The following is a 23,843-nucleotide window of genomic DNA, read 5'->3' on the forward strand; positions in this document are numbered from 1 at the left end:
GCCTGACAATCGCAATCGCAAAGGGCATCTGGCGCGAAATCAAAAACGACAAAAATAATACAAATATCGCAGGGAATATAAATTCCGGGAGCTTGGGCACAGCAACCTGAAAACTGGCTGCTCTCCTTTTCTGTTTGGCTAACGGATGCCGGAGTATTTTAGACACGGCTTGTCATGCGTTTGTCCCGATTTAAAAGAGTGCGCCGGTCTGATTGCACGGTGTATGCGGCTGGATCGGAGATTTCACTTGACCTGCCAAAGTTTGCAACTATCAAGTGTTATATCATTTTTTTCATCAGCCTGAGATAAAGGAATCGTGTGAGCACAATCGATATATTAGTGCCTGCAAATGACGTTCGGCGCATCCATCTTCTTGTTGCCGATCGCCTTGCCGAGAAGGGCCACGATATTGTGCTCGCAGGGGTGGAAACACCCGATGAACCCCGCATGCTCAGCAATATTCTTAGGGCAGAAAGAAGAACATTGCGGATTCGCGGCAACGATCTTTTCGATGTCGTGTCCACTGTCGGACTGTCCTCCTCCCGTGCCGAGGCAGCGCTGCGGATAGATCTGACGGCGAGCGGGCGGAGTTTCGCATCGCCGACACTTGAACCGCGCTTCAACGGTTGTGCTTCCGTCGCGTCCGCCGCGAAAGCGTTGATGCAGGGATGTTTGCCCAGGATCGATATCGTTCTCAACGACGATGAGGCCATTGGTCATGCTGCGCCCATGGTCGACAGTCGCCTGTCGCTCGTCCGGGGGCTGGACGATGTTCTGGCGCGCATGCTTACCCTTTTGGTGGATGCGGCGGATCGCTACCTCAGGAGCGGGGCGCCGGCAGAAACACCCTACAAGCGCGTCACGCGATCGCCTCAGCCGACGGCCGGGCAGTTGCTCAATGCCTATATGTTCTCGATGATGCCGCGCCAGCTGGCGGGCGCGGCTCAGCGGGCACTGTTCAACATACACCGCTGGGATACGTACTATCGGTTCCACAAGGGTGTGCAGGTGGGCAGCACGGGGTCGTTGACGGGCGAGCCCTGGGCGATCCTGCCGGATGGCGGCAATCGCTTCTATGCCGATCCGTTCCCGTTCGACTGGAACGGGCGGCACTTCATTTTCGTGGAGGATTTTGCCGACGGGGATACGAAGGCCGTCATCTCCGTGGCGGAAGTGTTTCCCGATGGCAGGGCGAGCGTTCCGCGTACGGTCATCGAGGAGCCGCATCATCTGTCTTACCCGCAGGTTTTCAGCCGCGACGGTGAAATCTGGATGCTGCCGGAGAGTGCGGCGGGCGGCGGTCTCGTTCTGTATCGTGCGGCATCGTTTCCGCACGGTTGGGTACGACACGCCGTCCTGATACCGGATCGTGCGCTTTTTGATGCGACGCTCCTGGAGCACGAAGGGCGCCTGTGGCTGTTCGCCAGTGAACGCGACACCTATGGGAGCGCTGCGGACACACTCGTGGTGTATTATGCGGACCGTCTGGATGGCGAATGGACGCCGCACCGCAGCAATCCGCTGCAGATAGACCGGGCCGCCGCCCGGCCCGGCGGGAGTTTTATCGGCGTCGGCAATCGCCTCGTATTGCCCTTGCAGGATGGAACGCAGGAATACGGCGCCGGCCTCGGGCTTGCCGATCTTCTCGAACTGAACGAGGAGAGGGTGCGCCTTGCGGCCCCCGTTCCCATTCCGTCCCGTGACAAAGCGATTTCAAGAATACACACGCTCAACAGCAGCGAGCATCTCGAGGTGATCGACTGCAAGGTTCCACGGTTTCGCTGGAGCCTCAAGAGCCCGAGGCGCCTTGCTTCCCAGTGAAGCAAGGCGTTTTGTCAATCCGGAGATGCATGGCATCCGCTAAAGGACTTGCGCTGCTCATGCCAGGGTGCCCGCTTCCGGGGTGAGGGGCTTTCTCTGCGCCTGTAATCTTCTGCGCCAGATTTTTGACGTTACAGGCCGCCACCCGACTGCGTGCCCTTGATGGCCGACCGGAGCCAGCCAAGCGTGCGATAGAGCAGCGAAACGGGCAGCGGGAAGGGCTTTCTCATCACGGCGGCCTTCTTGACATAGCGATCGATACGCCAGGTCGCCCAGGTGCCGGCCTTGAAATAGGCCATGTCGCCGCTGGTCAGGAGGCGCGCACTGCCGTCCTCGGCTGTCACGTGAACCTCACCCTCGAGGATGACCACCATCTCGTCCCATCCGAAGAACCAGCGGAACTGGCCGGCCGTGCAATCCCAGACCGCCATCGTGGCATAGGTGTCCGCCGGCCGGGAGTGAAGCGCGGCGCGGGCAACGGGATTGCCTGCCATGACCCAGTCGGGATTGATCGGGCGCAGCTCCATCGGCAATGCATTGGAGCTGGCCGCAACGAACACGTCCGGCTCGGCGCGGTCCAAAAACTGGCCTCTGTACATTCCTGCTGCAAGCGCTGCGGTGGCGGTGAAAATATGCCAGCTCATGGGGTCCCCTTCGTCTTACTTCGGCGGAGCATAACGAGGCCGGGTCAGCATGCCGTTTATGCGAAAGGTAAAGTTGTAATTGTTTTCACTTCAATGGCGAAAGCGCTGTCGCGGGCGGGCCAAAGTTGAAGAATTGGCAAAGACAAGGCGCGGTGAATGGCAAATGTCGCCACGTCCGTTCACGTTCTCGTCATTTGCCGCTCAAGCCTTAATTGCAAGAAGGTGTGTTTACGCTTTCAGAAGGTGTCATCCCTAGAACGGTTCGACAGGAACGGATTTTCGATTGAGGAAATGCTGAAGCTTTGCGCCATTGACGAGGCTCGCCTGGAAGCGGCCGAGACCCTGCTCTCGAAGGGGTTCCCCTCCCGCTCTCGTGCTTTCTGGCGCAAGGGACTGCGCAGGCTTGCCGATCAGAACAGGGCGGCCGGCCAACCGTCGGTTGGCTTCTTTCTTCTGGCGGGGGAGACCCCTGTCGGCGTCCTTCTGACGATCTCCCGATGGGATGCGCAGACAGGTCGAAGGATCGTGAATCTTTCGAGCTGGTACGTGGAAGAGAATCATCGCTGGTCCGCCACACGTCTGATCATGGCGGGTTTGGCCGACAAGGAAGCAATCTACACGGACCTGACGCCGACCCCCGCCGCCGTTGAAATAAACAACCGTTTCGGATTCCGATCGATAGGGTTCGATCTTTCCCTCGTCGTCCTTCCCTGGCTGGCGCTCGCTGGTCCAAGGCAGGGGCGGCTTCGACCGCTCGAAGCTGTTCCGGCAGGCGCGCTTGCCGAAACCCTGCTGCGGGATCTCAGAAACCATCTGGCCCTCGGATGCATCGTGGTCGCGGTCGAAGTCAACGGGCGTTACCATCCGATCGTGCTCAGCGTCACCTCGCGCAAGCGCATTCCGGTCGCGCGGGTTGTTTTTGCCGAAAACCAGGACATCGTCGCTGACAATCTCGGGGCGCTTGCACGCCTGCTTGTCCTGCGTGGGGTGCCGGTTCTCGCGCTCCAGGTCGAGGAAGGTCGCAACGTCCCGCATGCCTGGGTCTGGAAACGCGGCCTTTGCTACCAGGTGAAGGGCGATTGGGACGACAGATTGATCGATGAGCTCTATTCCGAGCGCGTACTTCTGAAGATGTAGCCGGTGAGAGGCAAAGGAAGAGGAGACGGACGATGCAGAGTGCAGCAGTCCCCACAGACGACATCAGCGCCGAGATCCACGCCTATATCGATCGGCGTTTTCCGGCACTCGCGCCCGTTGCGCCAGACACGGCACTGCTTGACGGCGCGATCGACTCCCTTGGCTTTCTCGAGCTGATCATGTTCCTCGGCGAGCGCTTCGGGGTCTCCATGGAGGATGACGGGTTCGATTTCCAGGAGCTGGCGACACCCGCAAGCCTTGTGCGCTTCGTCTCGCAGGTTCGGGCGTGACGGGATCACCGGTTCTTCTTCATCACCTTCTTGTCCCGCATGCCGAGAGCGGCAGGCGTGCGCTGGTTCATGGCGAGAGGGAACTCGACTATCGCGCCTTCCACGAGGCTGTCGAGCGCTTTGCCGCGGCGCTGTTGCAAGTGGGCGTCGAGCGCGGGGACCGCGTCGCGATCTTCCTGCCGCGCAGTATCGAAGAATGTGTCTCCATCTTTGCGGCCAGCCGGGCTGCCGCCGTTTTCGTGCCGATCAATGCGCTGCTGCGCGGTCCGCAGATCAGCCATATCGTCGCCGATTGCGCGGCGCGTGTCGTCGTTACCAGCCGCGAGCTTGCGCCGATGGTCGCCGAAAGCCTGCATGGCGTTGCCGAAGCGCATATCCTGACCGTCGAGGAAATGGCGGAAGCCGCGCCTGTGGCTGTCCGTGAAAATGCCATCGGCGAGGATCTTGCAGCGATCCTCTATACATCGGGCTCGACCGGGCGGCCAAAGGGCGTGATGGTGTCGCACCGCAACCTTCTGGCCGGCGCGCGTATCGTGCGCACCTATCTCGGCATCACGCCGGAGGAGCGCATTCTTTCCATCCTGCCGTTCAGTTTCGATTATGGCCTCAACCAGCTCCTGACCGCGGTGGAGCAGGGGGCGACGACCGTCATTCTGACGTTCCGCTTCGGCGACGAGATCGTTCGCGCGTTGCGTGACCACAAGATCACCGCCCTTGCCGGCGTGCCGACCATCTGGGCCATCCTGACGAAGGCTGCGCCCCTCCTGCACAAGACCGCCTTGCCGGATTTGCGCTACATCACCAACTCTGGCGGGGCAGTGCCTTCGCAGACGGTCGCGGATCTGCGCAGGATGCTGCCGCAGACGAACGTCTTTCTGATGTATGGCCTCACCGAGGCTTTCCGCTCGACCTACCTGCCACCGGAAGAGCTGGACCGCCGCCCGACCTCGATCGGCAAGGCGATACCGGAATGCGAGATCTTCATCGTGACCGAGGATGGCCGCCGCGCGAGGCCGGGCGAGCCCGGCATCCTCGTGCATCGTGGACCGACCGTTTCGCTTGGTTACTGGAACCGGCCTGAGGAGACGGCCCGGGTGCTGCGGCAGAATCCGTTCCGCCCGCGGGATGAGGGCGGTGACATCGTCTGTTACTCCGGCGATCTGGCCGTAGAGGACGAGAACGGCTTCTTCTCCTTCATCGGCCGCAACGATGCGATGATCAAATCCTCGGGCTACCGCATCAGCCCGTCGGAGGTCGAGGAGGCGATCATGAGCACCGGGCGCTTCCGCCAGGTTGCCGTCATCGGCCTGCCGGATGATTTTGCCGGGCAGAAGCTCCATGCCGTGGGCGTGGCGCTGGAGCCGGATGTCAACGCGGCGTCGGTGTTGCAGGCGGTCGCGGGCATGCTCGCGGCCTATATGGTGCCGCGAGGCCTCGAACTCGTCGAGGCTTTGCCGGTGACGCCGAACGGCAAGGTGGACTACCGGCAACTCGTCAGGGAGCGCACGGAAAATGGCTGATCCCGCGGTGAGGATGACGCGTCACGGCTACCCGCTTGCAACAGAGCTTTTCGAGGTGCGAGGCGACGACCTCCATGTCGGTGAGCTTTCGGTGCGCGAGATCGTCTCGCAGATGGGGTCGCCCGCCTATATCTATGACGGTGCGGTCATGCGCCGGGCCTATCGCCGGCTGGCCGCTGTGCTCGACGGTTTTGCCGCCATCTACTACTCGGCCAAGGCCAATCCGGCCCGCAGCGTCATCCGTCTCTTCATCGAGGAGGGGGCGGGCGTCGAGATTGCCTCAATCGGCGAGTACCACGCGGCCATTGCCGCCGGTGCAAAGCCGGAGCGGATCCTCTTCGCCGGGCCCGGCAAGCGCCATGCGGAGCTTGCGGCGGTTATCGACGGCGGGATTGGTGAAATCCACATCGAAGGGCATGACGAGATCGCGCGGCTCCGCGCGATCGGCCGGCCGGTCCGAGCCTCGCTGCGCATCAATCCGGTTCCAGCCGTTCAGGTGGGCGCCATGCGCATGGGCGGCAAGGCGACCGCCTTCGGCTTCGATGAGGAAGACCTGGATGCGGCGATCGCGGCCGTGCTTGCCGTGCCGAACATCGAACTCGTCGGCATCCATGTTTATGGCGGCACGCAGATCCTCGATGCGGCAGCGCTGATCGAAAGCTGGCGGCATGCCATCACGCTGGCCGCGCGTGTTGCCCGCACGAGCGGGAGACCGCTTGCCACGATCGATCTCGGCGGCGGCCTCGGCATTCCCTATTATGACGGGGACAGGCCGCTCGATCTTGATGCCGTTGCAGCGGCCATTCCCGATCTGATGGCGCTGATACGCTGCGAACCGCTGCTCGCTGGTGCGCGGGCCATCGTCGAGCCGGGGCGCTTCCTTGTTGGTACGGCGGGCCTCTATGTCAGTGAAATCAACGCCGTCAAGACGTCCCGCGGCGTGCGGTTCCTTGTCCTGGAAGGTGGCATGAACCACCATCTGGCGGCTTCCGGCAATCTCGGCCAGGTCATCAAGCGAAACTATCCTGTCGTCGCGCCTGCCCATATGGCGGCTGGACCGGATCTGCCCGCAACGGTGGTCGGCCCCCTTTGCACGCCACTCGATACGCTCGCGCGTGACACGGGGCTGCCGGCGCTTGCCGCCGGGGACCTCGTCGCCGTTCTGCAATCCGGCGCCTACGGCCTGACGGCGAGCCCGGGGCATTTCCTCTCCCATCCGGCGCCGGCGGAAGCGCTGGTGGAAAACGGCAGGATCGAACGCATCGCCCGCTAGAGTCCGTCAGATTGATACTGACGGCTCTAGCGTTCTTTGTTTTCGTTTGTCTTTTCGGGAAAGCCGGGTTCCACTTTTTCCTGACAAACTCTAGGGGCGCTACAGCTCTTCCAGCGTGTCGCCGAAGCGCTCGATTCCGCGCAGGCGCGTGCGGCCGGCGGGGCCGGCGCGCTCGATCGCGCGCGTCGTGATGAGGTGACAGACGGCCATGACCGAGACGTGGTTGAACAGCGGTCCCGGCGCGAGCGTGTGACAGCGAAAATGCCAGGTGGCACTCGCCCGATGGGTGACGCCTTCATCGGTGAGGTAGAGCAGCTTGGCGCCGCTCTTTTCGATCGCGGTCAGGATGCTGTCCATCTGCGCCACGCGGCGACGCAGGCCGAAGACGATGGCGACATCCTTCTCCGTCACGCTGACGAGATGCTCGCCGAGCGTCTGGCCGGCGCCGGGGATGGCGACGATGTTTTCCACCACCTGCGTCATCTGCCATTGCAGGTAATCGGCAAAGGCATGGCTGCTGCGAAAGCCGACCACCCAGGTCTTGCGCGCGGCCAGGATCGCGTCGGCGACGGCGTCCACCTGCGCATCGGTAATGCTCGAGAAGGTGCCTTCGAGATTGGCGATGCCCTGGGCGACATGAGCGCCAAGCGACTGCGCGCCTGCAGCATCCGTCGAGGTGGCGAGGAACAGGCGCGATCCGGTCTCGCGCTCGTCGCGCGCATGGCGGCGGGCTTCCTCGTAGTTCTCGTAGCCGAGCCGGCGGACGAATCGTGTCACGGTTGCATTCGAGACCTGGGCCAGCTTTGCGAGCTCCGATGCCGAATAGCTGGCAAGCTCTCCTGGAAAGTCACAGACGAAGTCGCCGAGTCGCCGCTCTGCCGGATGCAGGTCGTCAAGCGCATCACGCACGCGAAACAGGAACGAACGATCCGTAGAGCCCATCGGAGCCACCGCCTTTCACTTCGAAATCAAGCTTGTAACGGACTTGCAGGACTACGCAAGAATGCCGCTGGGGCCGGGACACAAAGTTTCTTGAAAAAATGATTTCTCACGTGTATTATGAGAAAATTGATTTTCATGCTGATGCCAAGAGGAGGAGACTATGGCAGCAGAAGGTATGGTGCAGTCCGGCAAATCATCGCCGGCCATTCGGCAACTGGAGGGCGCGCTCACCCGTATCGGAGTGACGCGTGCGCACAAGCAGATCATCGCGCTGGTGCTGATCGGCTGCCTGTTCGACAGTTTCGAACAGAACACGATCGGCGTATCCGGCCCGCTCCTGAAGGAGCATTGGGGGCTGACGGGTACGGATATCGGCTTCCTGAACACGATTACTTTTGGCAGCGCCGCCATCGGCCGCTTGCTTTCCGGTATCCTCGGCGATCGCTACGGCCGCCGTGTCATGCTCACTGTCAATCTTTTGCTGTTTTCGCTCGGCTCCCTAGCCTGCGCGCTGGCGCCGGATTTCATGTTCCTGTGCATCGCCCGGGCCATCGTCGGCTTCGGCGTCGGTGGCGAGATTTCCACCGCCGTCACCATGCTGTCGGAATTCTGCTCGCCGAAATTCCGCGGAACGGCGGCCGGGCTCGTCAATGTGGGCGCGGGCGGCTTCGGCAATTTCCTTGCCCCCGTTTATGGTCTGATGATCTTCAGCATCTTCCCGGGTGAGGATAGCTGGCGCTGGCTCTTCGCCTCGCTTGCGCTGCCGGCCCTGCTGGTCGTCTTCTACCGCCGCTATGTGCCGGAAACGCCGCGCTTCCTCGCCTCGCAAGGGCGGATAGACGAGGCGAACAAGGTGCTCTCGGTGCTGGAATCCGGTTCGCTCCGGCCGAAGAACCTCGTGGTCCGCGAATATCTCTCGAAGGACAACGAGCAGGATGCGCCGCGCGCCAAGGGCGCCTGGAAGGAACTGTTCCGTGCACCCTTCCTCGGCCGCATCGTGCCCGTGTCCATCGCCATCCTGATGAGCTATGGCGCCCAGCTTTCCGTTCTGACCCTGATGCCCGTCATCTTCGTCTCGATGGGCTATACGCTGCAGGGCAGCCTGCTCTACAGCATGATCATCCAGAGCGGCAGCGTCCTTGGTGCCATCGCGGCCTCGATGTTCGGCTACTACTTCCCGCGCAAGCGCGTCCTGACCGTCGGTGCGATCTGCGCCTGCCTTGCCGCGCTTTCCATCATGCAGTTCGGCACCACCATCTATCTGGTGCTGTTCTTCGGCGCGCTGTTCCAGTTCTTCGTGCTTCTCCTGAACACGTCCATCTGGATCTATGCGCCGGAACTCTTCCCGACCCGCATCCGCGCCTTCGGCGTCGCCTTCATCCTGGCGGCAGGCTCGGCTGCCGGATCCTTCGTGCCGACCATCTCGGGTGCGCTGTTCGACAGCTACGGCATGGGTGGGGTCTTCGGCCTCGCCGCCGCCATGTACGCCATCTTCGCCATCTGCATCCGCCTCGGACCGGAAACCTATGGCATGTCGATGGAAGACATCACGCAGCGGGCGGACGCCACCACGGCAAGCGACAACCTCGTCGCAGAGCCCGCAAAAGCAGGAGCCTGACAAGAGCATGACCCCGCACATCCTGTTGATCAATCCCAACAGCTCCGAGCCCACCAGCGAGATGATGCACGCCATCGCGCTGGCCTCTTCGGCGGGCCGGCTGGTGGTGAAGACCGTCACCGCGCGCCGCGCGCCGGGCATGATCGTCACCCCCGAGCAACTGGCCGCCTCCGCCGCTGAAGTGGTGGAACTCGGCACCGCGCACGGGCGGGATTGTGCGGGGATCATCGTCAGCGCCTTCGGCGATCCCGGCCTTGCGGAGCTTCGTCGCAAGGTCGCGGTCCCGGTGGTGGGCATCTGCGAGGCCTCGATGATCGAGGCGTCGCGGGGCGGCCGGGCCTTCTCCGTCGCCACTTCGACGCCTGACCTGATCGAGGCCATCGGCCAGCGGGCGCACGATCTCGGTCTTGCCCATCTCTACAGGGGTATCCGCTGTACCGAGGGCGACCCCGTCGCGCTTGCATCCGATCCGGGCTTGCTCACCGAGGCGCTCTCCGGCGCGGTGCATGCGTGCATCTTCGAGGACGGAGCCGAAGCCGTCATCATCGGCGGTGGCCCGCTCGGCCAGGCGGCAGAAAAGCTGCGTCCGCGCTTCGATCAGCCCGTGCTCGGCCCGATCCCCTGTGCGGTCGAGCGCATCATCGGCCTCGTCAACGTGGCCAGCGATGCGCCGCAGGCGGCAGAGAGCTAAACTTCGACTGGCCGGGCATGCTCGGCCTTCGTGCCGAACACCCGGCGATACCGTTCGATTTCGGCGGGATCGCCGGTTGCTTTCAGCGGATTGTCCGAAAGCTTGACCGCCGGCCGGCCGTTGGCACTCGTCACCTTGCAGACGAGCGAGATCGGATCGAGCCCGCTGCCGCCATCCGGATCGCAGCCGCGGAAATCGTTGGTGAGATTGGTGCCCCAGCCAAAGCTCATGCGCACCCGCCCATGGAAATGCCGATAGGTTTCCTCGATCGTATCGACATCCATGCCATCGGAGAAGATCAGCAGCTTTTCCCGCGGATCGCGCCCCTTCTCCTGCCACCAGCGGATGATCTGCTCGCCGCCGGCGATCGGCGGGGCGCTGTCCGGCCGGAAACCGGTCCAGTCCGCCACCCAGTCCGGCGCCTCGGCCAGGAAGGCAGTGGTGCCGAAGGCGTCCGGCAGGGCGATGAGGAGATTGCCGTTGTAGTGCTGCCGCCACTCCTCCAGCACCTGGTAGGGCGCGGCGGCAAGCGCCTTATCATTCTCGGCCAGTGCGGCTGCGACCATCGGCAGTTCATGCGCATTGGTGCCGATGGCCTCGAGGTCCGCATCCATCGCGAGCAACACGTTGGATGTGCCGATGAAGCGCTCGCCAAGCCCTTCCTTCAGGGCCTCCACGCACCAGCGCTGCCATAGAAAACCGTGCCGGCGGCGCGTGCCGAAGTCGGAGATGACGAGATCCGGCAGATGCCGCAACCGCTCGACCTTCTCCCAGAGCCGGGCCTTGGCGCGGGCATAGAGCACGTCGAGCGCAAAAAGCCCCTTGTCGCGCATCGCCGCCCGGGATTTCAGCTCGTTGATGATGACGAGTGCCGGGATCTCCCACATGCTGGTATGGGTCCACGGCCCTTCGAAATGCAACTCGTACTGCCCGTCCACCTTGCGCAGCTCGTAGTCGGGCAGGCGGAAGGCGGCGAGCCAGGCGATGAAGTCCGGGCCGAACATGCGGGCCTTGCCGTAAAAACTGTTGCCCGCCAGCCAGATCAGTTCCTTCTTGGTGAAACGAAGCTGCCGGGCATGGTCAAGCTGTGCCCGCAGTTCCCCTTCGTCGATGACTTCGGCAAGCCGCACGGTTTTCGTCCGGTTGATCAGTGAAAAGGTCGCTTGGACATCCGGATGCAGCTGGCGGATCATCTGGAGCATCAGCAGCTTGTAGAAATCCGTGTCGAGCAGGCTGCGCACGATCGGGTCGAGCCGGAAATTGTGGTTGTAGGTGCGGGTCGCGAAATCGGTGACGGCCATCCGGCTCCTCCTGAACGATGCTCGAGAGGGGTATAGCGCACCGCCAAACGCTTCGGAATGCTTCTCTGGCTTCAAGAGCAGTACGGGCAGCATCCGGGCTGATGTTTGGGGTCGGGAGTCTTGCGCACTCTCTTGGGGCATGGGTGACCTCGACACGAGGCCGCCACCCATATCGCCTGTAAATCCCCGATGCTCAGATGGAGATGACGGCTTCGGCACCGATGCCGCGGATCGTGCCGTGCGGTGTTGTCTCGGGGGACGTGCCGGCAGACGGAAGAAGGCGGATGCTTTTCACGTTGCCGGGGGCCAGATGGAACCAGTTGTCGGAAGGCCGGAAGCCGTCGATCTCGATGGCGACCGACTGGGCGAAACGATCGGCCGAGAGGTCGAGCAGCCAGCCATCCGTGTCCTGCCGGAGCGTCGCCGTCAGGCTGGCGGAAAAGAACGCCTCTGCCCGGCCGAGCGGAAAATGGAAGGCTTCCGCGGCCACCGTCCCGTCCGTATCGATGAGCCGGCCGACCGTGACGTCATGGGAGGGCGGGCCGAAGCGGTACGCGTAGGTCGTGTCGAAGAAGGCGCCGAAGAGCGCGGTTGCCGGCAGCGTTTCGGCGGAATGCGGGGCGAGCGCGATGTCTCTGCGACCGGAGACCACCGGCTGCCGTCCATGGCGCAGGCAGGAAAGCTCCAGCATCAGCCGCCGCTCCTCCGGGCCGTCGTTCCTTACATGGATGTCGAGGCCGTTGGTGCCTTCGTCACAAAGCGTGATCTGCACGGGCCGGAAGGCGCGGCGCAGCGCATGCCAGGCGGATTTCGGCAGGCCGGTCGCATCGATGATACCCCAGCCGGCGCCGGGCAATAGATCCTGGAACGTCCAGACGAGCGCGCCATTGCAGGTGGATTGCTCCCGCCGCCATTCGGCGAAGATCGCCTCCATCACTTCGCCGACGACGGCGCGGGAGAGATCGAGATAGCGGGCCGGGTCTTCGCGCCGCAGACGCGCCGGCTCGTGTCCGTAAAGTTGGGTGAGGTAATGGTCGCGCACATCCTCGAAATCCCAGGAGGCGCCGCGGTCGCGCGGCACGCGGGCCTTCCAGCGCGGATCGTGCACGGCGGGCACGGGCAGATGCGCGTCGAGCGTTGCTTGTTCCGGCACATTGGCGAAGGCGAGGCATTCGGCGGAAAAACGCACGTTTGCGCGGCGCGCATCTTCCAGCGGCCGGCAATAGGCACCGACGCCGTAATAATGCGTGACGCCGGCACCGGGTGAAAAGGGCATTGCCCCGCCGCTCGGCGAATTCTCGACATAGGGCACATCGGGACGATGAGCGGCAACGAGCGCGGGCAGGATATCGAGCGTCAGCGGCCCCGCCCAGGCCGTTTCCGGCAGGCCGAGCATCGCCGCCTGCTGGTCGATCTCGCTGCCGCCGCAGAGCACGGCGAGCGACGGCGAGGCGGCGGTGGCATCGAGGAACTGCGCGACTTCGGCCCTGACATTCTCGAGGAAGGCCGGATCGTTTGCCGGGTAATCGAAATTGGCGAACTGGAAATCCTGCCAGACGAGAAGGCCGAGTTCGTCGCACAGCGCGAAGAAATCCGGCGTCTCGTAGGCCATGGTGCCGCCGATGCGCAGCATGTTCATGTTGGCCTCGGCTGCAAGCGTCAGCAGCGGTTCGTAGCGCGCGCGCGTGCCCGGCAGATCGACGATATCGGCATTGGTCCAGACCGCGCCGCGGCAGAAGATTTTGACGCCGTTGACATGGAGGGCGAAGTCGCGGCCATCGGCGCCGCGATCGATCTCGATGCGGCGAAAGCCGGTGCGGCCGAGTTTTTGGCGCGCGCCGTCGACAACGAGGGTGATGTCGTGCAGAGCCGGCTTGCCATGGCTGCGCGGCCACCAGGCTTCGACATCGGGAATGCTGAGGCTGGCGCTAAAACTGTGCGCGCCGTTCGGGATCGCTTCGACGGCAACGCCCGCACATTCCACGATCGGCGCGACTGCACCCGGGAACGTGAAGCCGATTTCGAGCTGGCCCTTGCCGTTCTCGTGCAGGCGCGCGGAGAGGCGGATTTCCGAGGCAACGGCCGGGCTCGGCCGTGTGAGGTGCACGGGGCGCCAGGGGCCGGCGGCGTGGACCTCCGGGCACCAGCCGGGCATGCGGCCGAGCAGAGTGGTGCGCACGAGGCGCAGGCCCTGCGGCGTAATCATCTGCGGCCGCCAGCGGGCGCGGGGGCCGCGTTTTTCCAGATGCGGTTTCAGTGCGCGGAAGCAGAGGGCCAGGCGGTCGTTGCCGGTTAGGGTGACGGGCAGGCTGTGGCGCACGAACATGCTGTCGGAGGAGAGAACCAGCGTGCCGTTCCACCAGACCTCGGCGATCGTCGCGAGGCCGTCGAACTGCAGCAGGGCCTCCCCCGGTGCTTCGCCGGAGAGGTCGCGCACGTACCAGGCGTCCAGATGGTCGAGCGGCTGCGGGGCGGCGCGGTCGAAACGGCCGGCCCGTTCAAGCGCGCCGGCGACAGTGCCGGGCACGGGGGCGTCGAGGAAATCGGAAAGGCTGTCCAGCGCCACCGGATCAGCCGCAGCGTCGGCCACTGTCAGCGCCATGCGCCAGCCGGTGGAAAGCGCCTTTCCGGTTTCGGGCATTCCGTCTTCCTTCAGTCGATGCGGGTGGCCAGTTGAGCCATCAGACTATCCCACGCTTCGATCGCCGGATCGAGTGCCGTTGCCAGCGGATCGAACTTCCTGCGCGTCACGGCACGGGCAAGCTGGAACTGCACGGACTTCGCCGTTTCCGAAATTTTGCGCGCGGCCTCGGCCGCCTCGTTCAGGCTGCCATCCGGCGCGAGCCAGTCGAGATGGCTGCCGGCGAGCTCGAAATTCGCGCCGAGCTGGCGCAGCGTGTTGAAGGCGTATTTGTGGAAGAAGCCGAAGGGGCGATCGGCCACCGCTTCCACCTGGCCCGGAAAGGCCTTTGCGAAGGCCGCCACCGGGTTTTCGGCGGGGCGGCGGGCGAAATGCACGGCGGCGAGGCGTTTTGCCTCGCGGCGCAGATGGGCCTCGTCCGGCCGCTTTTCCGGGAATTTGGCGAATTCCGTGTAGGGCAGGAAGGGCAGGTCGTCGGGGCCGTCGTTCAAGTGGAACAGGCCGTCGAAATCCGCGCCTTCCAGCCGGAAGAAACCGGCATTGTGGAAGTAATCGAGCCGCTTTGCCTGAACGTCCAGCCGGTTGATCGCGACCGTCGTCTTGCCGTGCTCCTGGCCGTAGGCGACGCCGCGGGTATCCGGCATGTAGAAACTGTCCATCTCAACGAGGCAGAGGCGACCGCGCGCGATCTGGGTCGCGACATGGCTCTCCACTTTGTCGAAAATGGCAAGTTCCGTACAGCGGATGCCGTAGAGGCTTTCCAGGTCTTCCAGCGGCACCTTGAAGAAGGTGAACTGGTCGCCCTCGAAATCCTGGGTCAGGGAGAAGCCGAGCATCGCCTCGGGCGAACTCCCGAAGGCGTTCAGCACCTCGATCCAGAGATCGACGTAGCAGTTCGTCTCCGGCCACATGCGCTCCGCATCGTGCAGCGCATGGGGCTGGTAGGTCTCGGGGTCGGCCCCGGGGAAGACGGCAGCCATGCTCAGTCCTGATATCCGAGCGTCTTGCGAACGTCTTGCGGCCAGGCGGCGATATCCATGCCGTGGCGGGCGAAGAGCGCGAGCGCGATGCGCTCCAGGCCGAAACCGACGCAGGCGGTGTGCGCGACATCGCCGTTTTCGAGGTTGAGGCCCCATTTCGCGCCAAAGGCGTCCTGGTGATAGTTGAAGCTCATGCAGGCCGTCGGCTTGGCGGCCGAGGTCACGGGGATGAGCAGCTCGAACTTCAGGTTCTGGTCGCGCTGATTGTTGGCCAGCATGCGGCCGGCGCGGCCGAAGAACGGGTCGTTGGCCACGTCCATCGTCACGTCGAGGCCGACTTTCGCCATCATCTCCAGGCCGCGGTCCATCCAGGTCTGGCGGAAGGTCGTCACATGCTCCTGCGTGCCCATGCAGACATATTCGCGCATGCGGAAAAGCTGCTGGCGGGCCGGGTCGTTGGAGGGCTCGTGGCGGAAGCAGTAGGACTGCAGATCGTAGAGGCCGCCCTTGGCCGGCAGGCGGCCGCGCTTGGCAATCGTCGGATAGAGCGGATAGCAGGCCGCCGGCGTCAGCACGATGTCGGTCGCCTTCTGGTCCTTGGTCCAGTCGCCGCCGACCTCCATGCATTGCAGGAGGCTCATATGGTCGAGTTCGCCGCCGCAAAAACTGTGCACGGTGCCGGCGAGCTGCGGAAAGCTCTTCATGTAGCCGCTGCTCTCGAAATGGGCGCGGTTCATGCCGGGCGGAAAGCGCATGGCTTCCGCGCCGTCGGCGCCGCCATAGGCGTCGATCAGCCGCTCGAAGCGGGCGATGACATCCTCGAAGGCGCCGCTGCGGCCGTAAAGGCCTTCGACGCCGGTGTCGATGAGGAGGCCCGAATCGAAGAGCCGGTCGAGAAGGGAGGTCTGCATGTCCATGGTGTCACCCGATCAGGCTGGTGTCCTGCTTGTGCACAAGCAGGAGGTTCGACGTGTTGCCGAGGATGCGGTCGTTGGAGATCATGAGCTGGGCGGAATGCGCATCGCGCAGATGCCGGCCGAGGCTGAAGGGTGTGCCGTTCTTGTAGCCCATGATGCCGCAGATCAGCATGGCCTGGTTGATGATGGTGAGGATCGTTTCGGAGGAGGCGATCTTCACATTGTTCATCGCCACGGCAAAGCCCATGGAGGAGAGGCGGTCCGGATCGGCCTTGGCCGCTTCATATTCCTTGAGGCCCGCAATCGTATTCGACTTGACGAGCTGGAGAAGATTCGAGGCTTCCGCAAGCCGCAACGCGCCGGGTGGTGTCACGCCGGGGCTTTTGCGCGCGGCGGCGCGCACGAAGGCCTGTGCGCGGGCGACGGCGTTGACGGCGATGCCGTACCACACCGCGCTCCAGAGCAGGTGCGAGGTTGCGAGCATCGATTGGGCGGCGATCTCGGCAAAGGGTTTTGGAAGGATCTGCGCCTTCGGCGCTTCGCCCTTGAACAGCCAGCCGTCCGAGCAGGTGCCGCGCATGCCGAGCGTATCCCAGACATGGGTTTGCTCGAGCGTATACTGGTCCCTGGTGAAGACGGTCATCACCTGGTCGGTCGAGGCGGCATCCGCATGGGCGCGCGAGGTGATGAGGATTGCGTCGGCATGGGCACCGTAGGAGATGACGGTGGCGTCCTTGGTGAGGCGGCAGGTGTCGTCGGTTATCTCGATGGCGCAGATGCTGTTGCGCAGGTTGCCGCCGATACCGCCCTCGGTCGTTGCCGAGGCGAGGAGAAGCTGTTCGTCGGAAACGCGGCGCATGAAGCCCGAGTGCCAGGCATCGCCGGCGCCGTGTGAGACGAGGCTCGACAGCTTGATATGGTGCATGGCGAAGACCATGGCGGCGGCCGAGCAGGTCTGGCCGAGCACCGAGCAGATTTCGGCGATTTCAGAGACGGAGGCGTCCTCGCCGCCGAGCGCGGCGGGAATCTGAATGGAAAGCAGCCGTTCGGCGATCATCGCGTCGACGGCTTCCCGCGGGAAGCGGCCCTTGACGTCCACGTCGTCGGCATGCGCTGCCGCCACGGCGGAGACGCGCTCGGCGCGTTCCGTCAGCCCCTTTCCGACGGTGAGTGTCATTCGGCGGCCTCCGTGCTCCCGACAAGGCCCGACACCGCCTTCGTGATCGCGTCGATGCTTTGGAAGGACTTGCGGTTGAGCAGGTTGTCGGGGAATTCGACGTCGAAGGCGTCTTCGATGCCGAGCATCACCTGCACGGAAGCAAAGGAGGAGAGGCCGGCTGCATAGAGATCGGCATCGTCCGCGAGCTGATCGACCGGCGTCGGCAGGCCACCGTGTTTCGCCAGGATATCACGAATCTTCTGCTTCATGGTCTTCTCCGTCGTTTTCATTGCCGGCCGGACAGCGGGCTCTTGGCTTATCGTTCCTCAAAGGCATAACCGACGGTTGATAAGATCGGCTGAAAGGACATGGATAAGATTTCGTGAAGCGGGTGGGATTGTTGGATTGAACCGAGGCGTACCATTGCGGTGCTTAGTGAAGAAGGTGGTAACAGTCCTGGTTTTTCAGGGCGTTGAGGGAAGTGTGCGATGTCCTGAAATGGTGCGTCCCGTCGGCGTAAAAACTCCGTTAGCCATAAACGTAGGACGTGTAGGATTGAATGACAAAGAGGGTTGAAGTGGCCGTTTCCGGCGGTTCGGGGAGAGCGGTTTGCGGTTGCCAACGACGATGCGACCCTTCGGTATCTGGATCGACATCGCCTTTCAGCGCCTGCGCCTGAAGCCGACGGCAGCCTTGAGCAGCCGGTCGTGGCGCTCCGGTTGAACTCTTGCCGGAGGTGCTCTTTCGGGATTGCGAGACGGGATACGGGCGACCTCTGCCTCGTACAGGGAAGAAAAACCGTTTCGGAGGACTACAAAAGTTGTCGCCTGAGCAGCGCCTCGAGCCAGTCGGCGAAGACCTGCAACCGACGGGAGAGGTGCTGGCGGTGCGGGTAGAGCAGGGCCATCGGCATCGGCTCGGCGCGGTGATGGGGCATGATCTCGACCAGTTCTCCGGCTTCCAGGTGTCCTCTGACGTCATAGGCCGGTATCTGGATCAGTCCGAGGCCGGCGAGACAGCAGGCGATATAGGCCTCCGCACTGTTGACGGTGACGCGTCCCTGCATCTGCATCCTGTGCAGCGTCCCGTTTTCAAGCCATTCCCAGTCCTCGACCCGACCGCTGGAAGGCGAGGCGTAGTTGATCGCCCGGTGATCCCGGAGATCGTCTGGCGTGTGCGGCGTTCCGTGAAGCGCCAGATAGGCCGGGCTGACGACGTTGATGAGCGGCAGTCTGCCGATCGGGCGTGCGATCAGGCCGGAATCACCGAGCGAACCGACGCGCAGAACACAATCGACGCTGTCTTCGACGAGATTTACCGCGCGGTCGGTGACGCCGAGATCGATGTCGATCTCGGGATAGTCGTCAAGGAAGCCGGGCAGGGCCGGCGCGACGATCAGGCGTCCGATCCGGCCGGGCACGTCGATCCGCAGCTTTCCCGATGGCCGTGCGGATGTCTGGCGGAACAGGTTTTCCGTGTCCTCGACATCGGCGATGACACGCTGGCAGCGCTCGTAGAAGGCGACGCCGTCCTGGGTCGGGGAGACCTTGCGCGTGGTGCGATAGAGCAGCCGCGCGCCGACGCGGCCCTCCAGTTCCTGAACGGCCGCCGATACGGAAGAACGGGCAATCCCCAGCGTATCGGCGGCGCGGGTGAAGCTTGCCTGCTCGACGACACGCGCGAAAATGCGGAACAGATCGATACGGTCCACGTGTTCTACCCACTCGATTGCACGGAATTTCTGACAAGTGATGTCAGAATGGCCGTCTTTATCGGCTGATCCTAGACGATATGTTCTTCCCAAGAAAGCGATCGCTCATGTGATCGCGGAACCGGCAAAGGAGGCCGCCCATGACCGACCACAGCATCAAAGGCAAAACCGTCATCATCGCCGGAGGCGCGAAGAACCTCGGCGGGCTGGTCGCCCGTGACCTCGCGGCGCATGGCGCGAAGGCGATCGCAATCCACTACAACAGCGCCGCCAGCAGGGCGGAGGCCGACGCCACCGTGGCCGCCGTCAAGGCCGCGGGCGCCGAGGCCGTCGCCTTCCAGGCCGACCTGACGACGGCCGGTGCCGTCGAAAAACTGTTCGCCGATGCGGTCGCTGCCATTGGCCGGCCGGATATCGCCATCAACACGGTCGGAAAGGTGCTGAAGAAGCCCATGCTCGAGATCAGCGAAGCCGAATATGACGAGATGAGCGCCGTCAACGCCAAAACGGCCTTCTTCTTCATCAAGGAAGCAGGCCGGCATCTCAACGACAATGGCAAGCTGGTGACGCTCGTCACGTCCCTGCTCGGCGCCTTCACGCCCTTTTATGCGAGCTATGCCGGCACCAAGGCGCCGGTCGAGCATTTCACGCGGGCCGCGTCCAAGGAGTTCGGTGAGCGCGGCATCTCGGTAACGGCGATCGGGCCGGGCCCGATGGATACACCCTTCTTCTATCCGGCCGAGGGAGCCGATGCGGTTGCCTATCACAAGACCGCCGCAGCCCTGTCGGGGTTTTCGAAAACCGGCCTCACCGATATCGAGGATATCGTCCCCTATATCCGCTTCATGGTTTCCGATGGCTGGTGGATGACCGGCCAGACCATCCTCGTCAACGGCGGCTACACGACGAAGTAGGGGCGAGGGGCGGCCTTCCTCCCACGGGATAGGCCGCCTTCTGTCCGCCGGGATGGTCGTGGCGGCGCATTCCGGTTTTCGGGATCACACGAGGTTGCTGACGGGAGCGGTGCTCTCGCGGACGATGATCTCGACCGGCAGGATCGTCTCCGCGGGGATGTCCTCCGCCTTTTCGCCATTCATGAGTTGCAGCAGCACGGTGGCCGCGGTCTGGCCGGCACTGTGCTGGAGGATGCGGACGGTCGTCAACCGGGGGCGGATGAGGTCGAGAAACGGCATGTCGTTGAAGCCGGTGACGGAAACCTCACGCGGGCAGTCGATGCCGCGCTCGCGCAACTCGTCGATCGCGCCCAGTGCAAGACGGTCGTTGGCGCACAGGACGGCCGTGAATTTCCGGCCCGGTACCAGGAGATCCCGGATGCAGCGTGCGCCTTCCTGCTCGTCGAAGCGCCGGGCGGTTGCCACGAGGTCGGGGCGGAACTCCAGTGAAAGGGCAGCAGCGGCGTTGCGGAAGGCGGCAAGGCGAAGCTGGCCGGTCGACAGGTCCTGTGGACCGGCGAGATGGGCAATGTCGCGATGGCCGAGATCGCGCAGGTGGCGCAGCATCTCGCAGATGCCGGCGTCCTCGTCGTTGATGATATAGGGAATCTGCGAGTTCTCGACCATGCGGTTCAGCGTCACCACCGGCAGGCCTTCGGCTGCGGCCCGCGCGATGGACGGATCGCTTCTCAACACGGCCGCGTGAATGATGCCATCGACGCCGCGGTCCCGCAGCACGTCGACAAGACGGCTTTCCCGATCCCGTTCGCTATCGGTGTTGACGATGATCGATGCGTAGCCCAGCGGCTCGAGAACGCTCTCGATACCGCGCAGGATAGGCGGAAAGATCACGTTGGTGATGTCGGGAATCATCACGCCGACGGTCATCGTGCGATTGGTCCGAAGCCCGGCGGCGATGCGGTTCGGCCGATATCCCAGGGCATCCGCCGCAGCCTGGATGCGGCTAGCAACCTCTTCCGTGATCGACTTGCGCTCCACAGGATCAAGCGCCCGGGAGACGGTGGATACGTGTACGCCTGTCTCCCGGGCGATATCCTTCAGCGTAACCCGTTTCTGCCGCATCTGATCCCCTCTGATTTTTCCATATTAGCAGATGACGGATGGCGCACGCAATCGTTTGCGAAAATCCTTGACCAAACGCAAGTGCCATGATACCTCATCTTCGCAATCGATTGCATGAGCACTTGGAGGAGAGCTCCTGCATCGGGCAGATACCGGTTCGTCGTGGAGGGCGGCCGGGAAAATACCCCTAATGATCCCGGACGGGGAATGCGGCAGCGTCCGCTGGGCTTCCTTTACCGGGCACGAAATTCAGCCGGGCTCCCCGCGGTGGGCGCCCGGTCGCGGATACAATCGATCGCTAACGGGAGGAAGGCGTATGAGATTGAATACATTGCTCGCGGCAACGGCCGCTGTGGCGATTACGGCCAGTGCGGCCCATGCGGAAAATCTGAGGATAGGCGCTTCGCTGCCGATTACCGGGGGACTCTCGGTCAGTGGCGAAAAACACAAGCGGGGCTACGAACTCTGCACGAAACTGATCAACGAAGCCGGCGGCATTCTCGGCCGGCAGGTCGAGCTGATCGTCAGCGACAACCGGTCCGACACGGCGACCGCGATCAACCAGTACGAACGTTTCATCAATGTCGACAAGGTCGAGGCGGTATATGGCACGTTTTCGAGCCGCCTGACCTTCCCGGTCGCCAGCATCCTTTCGAAATACAACATGGTGCACGCCATTCCCTCGGGCGGGGCGCTGCGCATCTACGAGCAGGGCTACAAGAACCTGTTCTACTTCCAGGTCAACGCCGCCGAATATACCGGCAAGGACGTGGCCGCGGTGATCAAGCAGCTCATTCCGGCCGGCGAAGCGCCGAAGAGCGTGGCCGTGGTTTCAGCGGACGACTTCTTCGCCAATGCCATCGAGGCGGGTCTGCTCGGGCAGAAGGTGAAGGACCCGGCGACCGACAAGGAGATCGCCGATCTGGCACCCGGCTACCTCGCGGATGCGGGTATCGAGGTCCTGATGAAGGAGAAGTGGCCGGAGGAAGGCTTCAACGACTGGCTGAACCTTGCCAATTCGGTCAAGCGCTCCGGTGCCGAGATGGTCATCGGCCTCACGGCCTCGGCGGAAGAAGCGGTACAGTTGACCCGCAGCCTCAAGACCGTCGGCGCCACCCCCAAGCTGGTCTATCTCAGCCAGGGAGCGCAGACGGAGTTCATCGAGGGCGTCGGCAAGGAAGCGGCCGATGGCGTGCTGATCCACACCACCTGGCACAAGGACGTGCCGTTCGAGAGCACGCTGGCCGGCAAGCCGTTCAACAACGCTGACTTCGTCAAGGCCTTCACCGCCGAATACAGTGTCGAACCGGACGAGGACAGCGCCATTCCGTTCGCAGTCTGCCAGGGTATCGAGCAGGCGATCCTCGGAGCGGGGACCACCGACAATGCCAAGATGGGCGAATGGCTGCATGCGCGCACCAAGGAGGACCCGGTCCGCACGGTGCTCGGCCGCTTCTCCTGGGATGACGTCGGCCTGCCGGTGGAGAAGTCCCACATCATGACGCAGTGGCAGGATGGCAGCCTGAAGTTCGTCTACCCCACGGGCGAATTCGAGGGCGTATCGCCGTTCAGCTATCCCAAGAACGGGTTCTGAGAAGACAGGCAGTGGAGGGGTGCCCGTCCCGGGCATCCTTCCCGTCGCCGGCCATTGTCAGCGCAACTGCGAAAGGTAGATGGCGCATGCTGGAAGTGAAGAACCTCTGTAAGCATTTCGGCGGCATCAAGGCTGTCGACGGTGCGACGTTCACGGTTGAGAAAGGTGCGATCACCGCCCTGATCGGACCGAACGGCGCCGGAAAGACGACGGCGTTCAACTGCATCAGCCGGACGGCGGCGCCGACATCCGGCGAGGTCTGGCTCGATGGCGAGCGGATCGACCACCTCCGGCCGCACAAGATCACGGCCAAGGGCCTCAGCCGGACGTTCCAGATCTCGCGCAACCTCGGCGACATGACGGTAATCGAGAATGTCATCGTTCAATCCCGGGTCGAGGGCCTGCGCGGCCTGTTCCGCCCCGCCATGTCGCGGGAGGAGAAGGACAAGGCGATGTCGATCCTCGATTTTCTCGGCATCACCCGCATCGCCCACGAGGATGGTCACAATCTCTCCTACGGGCAGAAGAAGCTCATGGACCTCGCCGCACTTTTGATGTCCGACCCGAAGATCATCCTGCTCGACGAGCCGGCCGGCGGGGTTAACCCGTCGCTGATGGAAGAGATCGTCGGCCATATCCGCGCGCTTAACGACAAGGGCCTGACGGTGCTGATCGTGGAGCACAACATGGACCTGATCATGCGCCTCTCGCACAAGGTCGTGGTCATGGCGCACGGCAAGGTCATCTGCGCCGGCACGCCCGACGTCGTGCGCAGGGATCCCCACGTGCTGGATGCCTATCTCGGCGGCGTCCTGGAAGATGAGGCCGCCTGATGACGAAACTTCTTGAGGTCACCAACATCACCGCCGGCTACGGCGACGGCCCCGCCATCATCGATGGGGCGCATCTGACCGTCGAGCCCGGCAAGGTCCATTGCATCATCGGCCCCAACGGTGCCGGCAAGTCGACGCTGCTCAAGGCGATCTGCGGCATGCTGTCGATCCGCAAGGGCGACGTTCTGTTCAAGGGCGAGCGGCTGAACGGGCTGCGCCCAGACCAGATCCTGCGCAAGGGCATCTGTTTCGTGCCGCAGGAGCGGGCGCTGTTTGCGAAGATGACCGTGCGGGAGAACCTGCGCATGGGCGGTTTCATCCTTGACGACAAGAAGGAGCTGGAGCGCCGCATCGAAGGCATTCTCGAACGTTTCCCGATCCTTCGCGAGCGTGCCGACCAGCATGCCGGCACGATGTCCGGCGGCCAGCAGCAGACGCTCGCCATGGCCCGCACGCTCATCATCAAGCCGGACATCGTCATGCTGGACGAGCCGTCCCTCGGTCTTGCGCCGAAGGTCGTCCAGGAGATGTTCGACATCATGAAGATGATGTCGGCGGAAGGCGTCACCGTCCTCCTCGTCGAACAGAACGCGCTGATGGGGCTCAGGAACGCCGACTGGGGCGTGGTGCTCGATCTCGGCCGGACACTGTTCGAAGGCCCGGCCGCCACGGTGCTGGCCGATCCGCGCATCCAGGAACTCTACCTCGGCGGCAAGAAGGCCGCCTGACGAGGAA

The 23,843-nt window shown here is 63.4% G+C and carries 21 protein-coding genes; 11 read left to right on the forward strand and 10 right to left on the reverse strand.

Features of this window, described 5'->3' with window-relative positions; translation table 11 throughout:
- Window positions 1-318 precede the first annotated feature (318 nt).
- A complete protein-coding gene (locus AKG11_RS16160) occupies window positions 319-1,821 on the forward strand; it encodes a glucosamine inositolphosphorylceramide transferase family protein (RefSeq protein WP_156334106.1) in 1,503 nt (500 codons plus the stop codon).
- A 131-nt stretch (window positions 1,822-1,952) separates the two neighbouring features.
- On the opposite strand, the gene AKG11_RS16165 is transcribed toward AKG11_RS16160, so the two are convergent.
- Window positions 1,953-2,465, reverse strand: a complete 513-nt coding sequence (locus tag AKG11_RS16165) for a cupin domain-containing protein (RefSeq protein ID WP_050744610.1) — start codon at window positions 2,463-2,465, stop codon at window positions 1,953-1,955.
- A 156-nt stretch (window positions 2,466-2,621) separates the two neighbouring features.
- Between AKG11_RS16165 and AKG11_RS16170 the strand changes: the two genes are divergently transcribed.
- Genes AKG11_RS16170 through AKG11_RS16185 form a run of 4 tightly spaced genes read left to right on the forward strand, consistent with a single transcriptional unit; the run spans window position 2,622 to window position 6,685 of the window.
- Window positions 2,622-3,602, forward strand: a complete 981-nt coding sequence (locus AKG11_RS16170) for a hypothetical protein (RefSeq protein WP_156334107.1) — start codon at window positions 2,622-2,624, stop codon at window positions 3,600-3,602.
- A 32-nt stretch (window positions 3,603-3,634) separates the two neighbouring features.
- The gene (locus AKG11_RS16175; RefSeq protein WP_023512103.1) at window positions 3,635-3,892 is read left to right on the forward strand and encodes an acyl carrier protein; all 258 of its coding nucleotides are present in this window, start codon (window positions 3,635-3,637) and stop codon (window positions 3,890-3,892) included.
- The gene (locus AKG11_RS16180) at window positions 3,889-5,412 is read left to right on the forward strand and encodes an AMP-binding protein (RefSeq protein WP_050744612.1); all 1,524 of its coding nucleotides are present in this window, start codon (window positions 3,889-3,891) and stop codon (window positions 5,410-5,412) included. Before AKG11_RS16175 ends, AKG11_RS16180 begins: the two co-directional genes overlap by 4 nt.
- Complete coding sequence (locus AKG11_RS16185) at window positions 5,405-6,685, forward strand: type III PLP-dependent enzyme (protein WP_050744613.1); 1,281 nt, start codon at window positions 5,405-5,407, stop codon at window positions 6,683-6,685. The genes AKG11_RS16180 and AKG11_RS16185 overlap by 8 nt, the downstream gene beginning before the upstream one ends.
- A 99-nt stretch (window positions 6,686-6,784) precedes the next feature.
- Here the strand turns inward: AKG11_RS16185 and AKG11_RS16190 are convergent, their stop codons facing one another.
- A complete protein-coding gene (locus AKG11_RS16190; protein WP_023512100.1) occupies window positions 6,785-7,627 on the reverse strand; it encodes a MurR/RpiR family transcriptional regulator in 843 nt (280 codons plus the stop codon).
- A gap of 160 nt (window positions 7,628-7,787) precedes the next feature.
- On the opposite strand from AKG11_RS16190, the gene AKG11_RS16195 reads away from it, so the two are divergent.
- Complete coding sequence (locus tag AKG11_RS16195; protein WP_050744614.1) at window positions 7,788-9,245, forward strand: MFS transporter; 1,458 nt, start codon at window positions 7,788-7,790, stop codon at window positions 9,243-9,245.
- Between the two features lie 7 nt (window positions 9,246-9,252).
- Window positions 9,253-9,936, forward strand: a complete 684-nt coding sequence (locus AKG11_RS16200) for an aspartate/glutamate racemase family protein (protein WP_050744615.1) — start codon at window positions 9,253-9,255, stop codon at window positions 9,934-9,936.
- Here AKG11_RS16200 and pncB read toward each other — a convergent pair.
- From pncB to AKG11_RS16235, 7 genes are all read right to left on the reverse strand, one after another.
- On the reverse strand, window positions 9,933-11,237 hold the full coding sequence (gene pncB, locus AKG11_RS16205; protein WP_050744616.1) for a nicotinate phosphoribosyltransferase: 1,305 nt from the start codon (window positions 11,235-11,237) through the stop codon (window positions 9,933-9,935). The genes AKG11_RS16200 and pncB overlap by 4 nt on opposite strands.
- Window positions 11,238-11,430: 193 nt before the next feature.
- Window positions 11,431-13,878, reverse strand: coding sequence for a beta-mannosidase (locus tag AKG11_RS16210; protein WP_050744617.1), 2,448 nt, complete (start codon window positions 13,876-13,878; stop codon window positions 11,431-11,433).
- An 11-nt stretch (window positions 13,879-13,889) separates the two neighbouring features.
- Window positions 13,890-14,858 carry a DUF1839 family protein gene (locus AKG11_RS16215; protein ID WP_050744618.1) on the reverse strand — a complete coding sequence of 323 codons (969 nt, stop codon included), beginning with the start codon at window positions 14,856-14,858 and terminating at the stop codon, window positions 13,890-13,892.
- A gap of 2 nt (window positions 14,859-14,860) precedes the next feature.
- The gene (locus AKG11_RS16220) at window positions 14,861-15,775 is read right to left on the reverse strand and encodes an amino acid--[acyl-carrier-protein] ligase (protein ID WP_050744619.1); all 915 of its coding nucleotides are present in this window, start codon (window positions 15,773-15,775) and stop codon (window positions 14,861-14,863) included.
- Between the two features lie 4 nt (window positions 15,776-15,779).
- Window positions 15,780-16,952 (reverse strand): acyl-CoA dehydrogenase family protein, encoded by a 1,173-nt coding sequence (locus AKG11_RS16225; RefSeq protein ID WP_050744620.1) that lies wholly within the window; start codon window positions 16,950-16,952, stop codon window positions 15,780-15,782.
- Window positions 16,949-17,203, reverse strand: a complete 255-nt coding sequence (locus AKG11_RS16230) for an acyl carrier protein (RefSeq protein WP_023512092.1) — start codon at window positions 17,201-17,203, stop codon at window positions 16,949-16,951. The genes AKG11_RS16225 and AKG11_RS16230 overlap by 4 nt, the downstream gene beginning before the upstream one ends.
- A 542-nt stretch (window positions 17,204-17,745) precedes the next feature.
- A complete protein-coding gene (locus AKG11_RS16235) occupies window positions 17,746-18,645 on the reverse strand; it encodes a LysR family transcriptional regulator (protein WP_050744621.1) in 900 nt (299 codons plus the stop codon).
- 140 nt (window positions 18,646-18,785) lie between these two features.
- On the opposite strand from AKG11_RS16235, the gene AKG11_RS16240 reads away from it, so the two are divergent.
- Window positions 18,786-19,559 carry an SDR family oxidoreductase gene (locus AKG11_RS16240; RefSeq protein WP_050744622.1) on the forward strand — a complete coding sequence of 258 codons (774 nt, stop codon included), beginning with the start codon at window positions 18,786-18,788 and terminating at the stop codon, window positions 19,557-19,559.
- 84 nt (window positions 19,560-19,643) lie between these two features.
- Here AKG11_RS16240 and AKG11_RS16245 read toward each other — a convergent pair whose 3' ends face one another.
- Window positions 19,644-20,681, reverse strand: a complete 1,038-nt coding sequence (locus tag AKG11_RS16245; protein ID WP_050744623.1) for a LacI family DNA-binding transcriptional regulator — start codon at window positions 20,679-20,681, stop codon at window positions 19,644-19,646.
- Window positions 20,682-20,997: 316 nt separating this feature from the next.
- On the opposite strand from AKG11_RS16245, the gene AKG11_RS16250 reads away from it, so the two are divergent.
- From AKG11_RS16250 to AKG11_RS16260, 3 genes are all read left to right on the forward strand, one after another.
- Window positions 20,998-22,275, forward strand: a complete 1,278-nt coding sequence (locus tag AKG11_RS16250) for an amino acid ABC transporter substrate-binding protein (RefSeq protein WP_023512129.1) — start codon at window positions 20,998-21,000, stop codon at window positions 22,273-22,275.
- Window positions 22,276-22,361: 86 nt separating this feature from the next.
- Entirely contained in the window at window positions 22,362-23,108 is a 747-nt protein-coding gene (locus tag AKG11_RS16255) for an ABC transporter ATP-binding protein (RefSeq protein WP_050744624.1), read from the forward strand.
- The gene (locus tag AKG11_RS16260) at window positions 23,108-23,836 is read left to right on the forward strand and encodes an ABC transporter ATP-binding protein (protein ID WP_050744625.1); all 729 of its coding nucleotides are present in this window, start codon (window positions 23,108-23,110) and stop codon (window positions 23,834-23,836) included. Before AKG11_RS16255 ends, AKG11_RS16260 begins: the two co-directional genes overlap by 1 nt.
- Window positions 23,837-23,843: the final 7 nt, after the last annotated feature.

The sequence above is a fragment of the Shinella sp. SUS2 genome, assembly GCF_001262505.1.
Lineage (GTDB): Bacteria > Pseudomonadota > Alphaproteobacteria > Rhizobiales > Rhizobiaceae > Shinella.